We start from the raw sequence: 4931 nt of genomic DNA on the forward strand, positions 1-4931 counted from the left end.
GAGGACCCGTGGGCCACCAACTCGGCCCCTCCGACCGACGAGCCGCCGTTCTAGCACGGCCGAAACCGACCGACCGGCGGGCCAGGCGGACTCCGCCTGGCCCGCCGGAGGCACGTAGGAAACAGGACAGGGAGAAAACACGTGGCGGCCTTGATGACCCGCCTGGGGAAGCGTCGCGACTGGTGCTGCCCGGGACACAGCCTCAAGTCTCTCGACCACGGCACCGAGCGCGCTCGTGAGCACCGTGAATGGCACCGAGAGATCACCCAAGACCTCACAGACCGAGAGGACCCCACTCCGTGCCCGCCCCTCCGATAATCTCCCCGCTGCTCACCTACGAGCACATCGCCGCCCTGCGCCGCGACGCCGCCCGGGACGTCATCACGCTGATCGCCTCCACCCTCCAGGAGCAGATCCCAGGAGCCGCCTATCTCACCTTCGGCCAAGAGGGCGACCTGTGGTGGCTGGAAGCAGTCCTCGCAGCCGACGGCCGTCGGCTCCACACCATTGGCCACCCCTGGCCCGCACGTCTTCCATCTCTGCCGGCAGTCTCTCCGCACCACTCCGCCTGGCAGGTGGCGGATGCCGACCCCACCAGCCCGCAGCAGCTCCTGTTCCGCATCATCCAGTTGCTCGATGACGGAATGGAGCCCGATCTCCTCCCTGCCGACCTGCCCCACGGGCCCGACCGCCGAGGCACCCCCTGCATCCTCCTGGCGCCTGACGCCCGGCCGGATGACGAACATCCCCTCGACGCGAAGCGGCTGCTGCGCCCCCACACGGCCCCCACCCCTGATCTTGCTGGGCCCGAGTCGCCGATCACCGAGCTGCTGCGGACGGCACACCCCGACCAGGTCCGAACAACAGCGGAAGCCGGACGCACCACCCCACCGGCCGCGCCGGAACGGAAGCGCACCCGCCACTTTCACATCAGCGAGGAATGCATCCACGGGGAGGTCAAGCGCCGCCTGTGCGACCACACTCCGAGGAACGGCAACTGGCGCGTCCGAGAGGTCCCATGTGCCGAGACGTCCTGCAGCGACGGCCGCTCCCAGCCTGACGCCCATCCATGAACGGACTGTAGTCCCGACTCGCACTCAGACAGCACGCACCATGCAGGACAGGACTCCCACGGCGGGACGACGGGGGAACGTCCCGCCGTAGGCGTCGGTTCACCGTACGTCCCACGCACGAGTCAGACGGCGGGTCGCAGCTGATTGTCCGAAAACCGGCCCGGCGCTACTGAACGCGACTTAGCGGTCGTGCCCGCCGCTGCCGAAGACAGCTGGTACGCCGGACCTGGCGGGCCCGGCGTGTGCGGTCCGGGCGTCAGCGGCAGCCGCTACGCTGCCCTCAGCGCTGGACACGCACCGCGCAGACCCGCCACCCGCTCCCACGCAGCAGTGGCACGCAGGGGTCGAAGGCCCGTCGGCCAGGAGACCGGCACCGGCGACACGTCGGCGAGGGCCCGTGGAGCAGCACCGCGCAACCCTCCTCCGAGCGAACTGGGGCGGCGCCGGCGTGGGAGACCCGCCCATGGAGCTGTCCGCCGTGACGAAGAACCAGAACACCAGCAACAGCCTCGCCACCCGTGCTCGCGCCCTCGCCGAGAAGACCGGCATGCCGTACACCGCCGCCCTGCAAAGCCTGCGCACCCCGCGTGCCGAGCAGGCAACCCCGGAGCCCGGCTTCGTCCTCACCAAGGAGGTCGAGCGGTTCGTCGACGGCCGGGACCAGATCGGCGTCGAGTACGACCTTCGCGCCTTCCTCGCCGAGCGCACCGCACGCCGGTACGACTGCTACGAGTGCGGGGAGGACGTGCACACCGCCACCGACCCCACGAGCGTGCAGTTCACCGTGTCCGTCTTCGACCCCGACCTCAACCCGGGCACGCACGTGATGATGACGCAGTACGCCCACTTCGCCTGCGCGTCCTCGGAGATCCGCTGGGCGGTGCCAGCCGAAGTCCCCTCGCAGCCGTTCACCGTCCGCGTCGACGCCGGCACCGAGGACGGGGAGCAGCGCGTGGTGGCCTATGAGATCACCGCCACCGCGCACCTGCTCCCGGGCGACGACCCCGAAGGCCCGCAGCTGCCCGTGCTCCTGCTGAACGCCGAGGTGGAGAACTACGAACCCCACCCGAGCCTGTACGAGTTCTTCGACTTCAACCTGCTCGAGGACGGCTTTCCCGCCGAGGGCGCCGGGGAGCTGGGGGCGCACGGCTGGTCGGTACGCCTGGAGCACCCGGGCACCGGCCCCCTGGCGCCGAGCTGGGTCGCCGTACGCGCGGCCACCGCGCCAGCGGACGCGGACGCCGGGCACGGGCACTTCTTCCTCGGCGCCGTCGACCTCACCGATGCCTTCGCCTCGGCCGCCCGCGAGCGCGGCCAGGCGCTGCTCCTCGCCGGCCCCGTCGGACCGCACACCGTGCTGCCCGACTTCGACGGTGAGGATGCGGACGTGCTCGACCTCCTCAACGACCGGCTGGTCCGCGGCGGGTGGTGCCCCCTCGACGCCCCCGCCGCCGGTCACGCCCGCCCAACGTCGTCCGAGCGGGCCCTCACCCGGTCGTGACACCAGCCTCCGGAGGCCCGCCGGCCGGAGCGTCCGGCACGGTGGGCGGGTGCAGCTCCCGGCGCAGCGCGCCCCCGTCCACGGATGAGGCCACGGTCCGCGCCAACTCCAGGAGTCGGAGCACCACCAGGTCGTGCTGGGGCGGGTCCGTCCAGTCCCGCCACACGGACCGTGCGGCGGGCTGCATCTGCTTGGGCAGCGGGCGCTTGCGGGTCCGGGTGCCGGCCAGGGTGCCGTACGCCTCCTGGACGGCGGTGTCGACCCGGTGCAGGCCGCACACCGGCGGCTTCGGGACCTTCGCGTTGTCCCGGCCCGCGTCGGCCGCGGCCACCACCGCGGCGGTCAGGTCCGCCCCGGTCGGGCGGCCCTCGACCGCGGCGGTGTACGCGGCGCAGACGGCGTGCGCGTACCGGCGGATGGCCGCGACCGCCTCCTCGGTCGCCCGCTCCCGGTGCGCCAGCGCCAGCGTGCTACGGGCCTGCGCCTGCTCCAGCAGCAGGGCGTGCCACTCCGCGTCAGCCTCCCCCTCCCGGGGCGCCGCGGTCTTCCCGATGTCCTTCTCCGCCTCCTCCCACCGGCGGTGCGCCGACCACTGGGCCCGGTGTGCCAGCTCGATCGCGCCCTTCATCCGGTCCAGCGTCCGCTGCAGTTCGGCCGGCCACGGCTCGGGACCGCCGTCCGGGTCCGGTGCGGCGACGTCCGGGTACAGCACGGCGTAGCGGGCCCACAGGGTGCGGTAGTGCTCCCGTCCGGCCTCGCTGATCCGGTAGTCGCCTTGTTTGCCCTCGGCGTACGGCGGGGACGGGCGGCCGATGAGTGCCTCGTAGGTGTTGTGGCCCCAGATCCGTACCGTGCCCGGGTCCGCCCTCCACAGCCGGACGAGGCGCTCCCACGCGTACTCCGACAGCTCACCGGCGCGGCGCCTGCCCGGCTCCTTCGTTCCCGCCCGCACCGTCGCGCGCCCCGCCCGGGTGAGCTTCGCCTTCACCGTCCGGGACTTCCCCCGGGGCCCTTCGACGACCTCGTCCCGGACCTCGATCAGCCCGTACCGCTGGAGCGCCTGGAGCGTCGATCCGGCGCCGTCGTCCCGGACGTCCCGAAGGGCGAGGGCCCGCTGCACCGAGGTGAGCTTCGCTCCTGGCGTGACCACGTCGATCCATCGCCACACCGATGCCGGTGTGTCGTCGTAGTAGCCGGCGGCGGCGTCCTGCGCCCTTGCGGTCTCCGCCGCCTGGTCGTGGTCGTACAGCACGGTCATGTACGTCTGCTGCCGTGCGTTCAGCGCTTCCCATGCCGCCTGCGCCTTGGTGGCCACCAACTGCTCCTTTCCCGTGCCGATCCCAGCCTGACGCATCACCAGGCGCCTTCGCGCAACACCGGTCACCGCCCGGCGGTCTTGCCTCTGTGTCGGTGGCAGCCGGTACCGTGTAGCCGTACGACACGGCATGTCGCGAACCGCCGTTTTCCGCTGCCGCCCCGCGCCCACGCCGCACCGGGGCAGCGCCGCCGGACAAGGACTGCACCAGGGTCCCGCGCAGCACCACCCGAAGGATCCGTCTGTCCGGCTGCGCCCATTCACGCGACGTCCGGCGGGAAGCGTGGGGTCCCGCTGTGGAGCGACCGTGACCAAGACCGGCAGTGACTACCTCAAGCGCGAGGCCCGGGAGATCGCCCGTACGACCGGGCGCCGCTTCCCCGATGTCCTCGCCCAACTGCGCCGCGAGCGTGACCACGCCCCTGCCGGCCGCCAGCCGCGTACTCCCTCGACGGAACTCGTCCTGCGCTGCCGCGGCTTCGCACACCCCATCGACGGAGGCCGCTGCGCCCAACCCGACGGCCACCCCGGCCACTGGACGTGGTGCGGCGACGATCCGCACTTCGCCGCCTACGTCTGGCAGGGCTACGTCGAGGCCCGGGACGCGGCCGAGCACGCCAAGCACGAAGCGTGGCTGACGTCCCTCACCCCGCAGCAGCGGGCCGAGTACGAGGCCGAGAACGAAGCCGCCTACCACCAGGCGATGGCCGACGAGGCCGCCGAGCCCTACGACCCGGACGAGGAAAGGAGCATCGAGTACGCGCTCGACGCGGCCGATGAGGAACGGTGGGCCGACGAAGCCGAGGCCGACGGTTTCGAGTACGACGAGGAGTACCGGTGACCTACTGGAAGATCGTGCAGGAACGCGCCGCCGAGTGCTGGGTGGCCCACGCCCGACCAGGTGCCTCGTCGCTGGCCGGCCTGCCGGCGATGGCGACCCACGCCGAACAGTTCGGCTTCTCCTACACCCTGCATGTCGCGCAGATGCTTCTGTCCGGCGTCATCTTCAAGAGGTGCCCGGACCAACTCCGTACGGTCGCGG

Annotated in this window: 5 protein-coding genes; 4 read left to right on the forward strand and 1 reads right to left on the reverse strand. The window is 72.1% G+C overall.

What is annotated here, in order from left to right:
* The first annotated feature begins 299 nt into the window (after window positions 1–299).
* The gene (locus VN520_RS04470) at window positions 300–1073 is read left to right on the forward strand and encodes a hypothetical protein (RefSeq protein WP_325745520.1); all 774 of its coding nucleotides are present in this window, start codon (window positions 300–302) and stop codon (window positions 1071–1073) included.
* Between the two features lie 463 nt (window positions 1074–1536).
* On the forward strand, window positions 1537–2574 hold the full coding sequence (locus tag VN520_RS04475; RefSeq protein ID WP_325745521.1) for a hypothetical protein: 1038 nt from the start codon (window positions 1537–1539) through the stop codon (window positions 2572–2574).
* Here VN520_RS04475 and VN520_RS04480 read toward each other — a convergent pair.
* Entirely contained in the window at window positions 2561–3928 is a 1368-nt protein-coding gene (locus VN520_RS04480; RefSeq protein ID WP_325745522.1) for a hypothetical protein, read from the reverse strand. The genes VN520_RS04475 and VN520_RS04480 overlap by 14 nt on opposite strands.
* Before the next feature lie 268 nt (window positions 3929–4196).
* On the opposite strand from VN520_RS04480, the gene VN520_RS04485 reads away from it, so the two are divergent.
* Both VN520_RS04485 and VN520_RS04490 read left to right on the forward strand, forming a co-directional pair.
* Window positions 4197–4730: a hypothetical protein gene (locus VN520_RS04485; RefSeq protein WP_325745523.1), complete on the forward strand. Its 534-nt coding sequence runs from the start codon at window positions 4197–4199 to the stop codon at window positions 4728–4730.
* On the forward strand, window positions 4727–4931 hold a 205-nt coding region (locus VN520_RS04490), incomplete at its 3' end, for a hypothetical protein (RefSeq protein ID WP_325745524.1). The genes VN520_RS04485 and VN520_RS04490, both read left to right, overlap by 4 nt.

Source organism: Streptomyces sp., from assembly GCF_035563135.1.
GTDB lineage: Bacteria > Actinomycetota > Actinomycetes > Streptomycetales > Streptomycetaceae > Streptomyces.

What these genes read in the sequence shown, in the direction of transcription:
- VN520_RS04480 (WP_325745522.1), bottom strand. Translation starts at nt 3,928, where the DNA reads ATGCGTCAGGCTGGGATCGGCACGGGAAAGGAGCAGTTGGTGGCCACC.
- VN520_RS04475 (WP_325745521.1), top strand. Translation starts at nt 1,537, where the DNA reads ATGGAGCTGTCCGCCGTGACGAAGAACCAGAACACCAGCAACAGCCTC.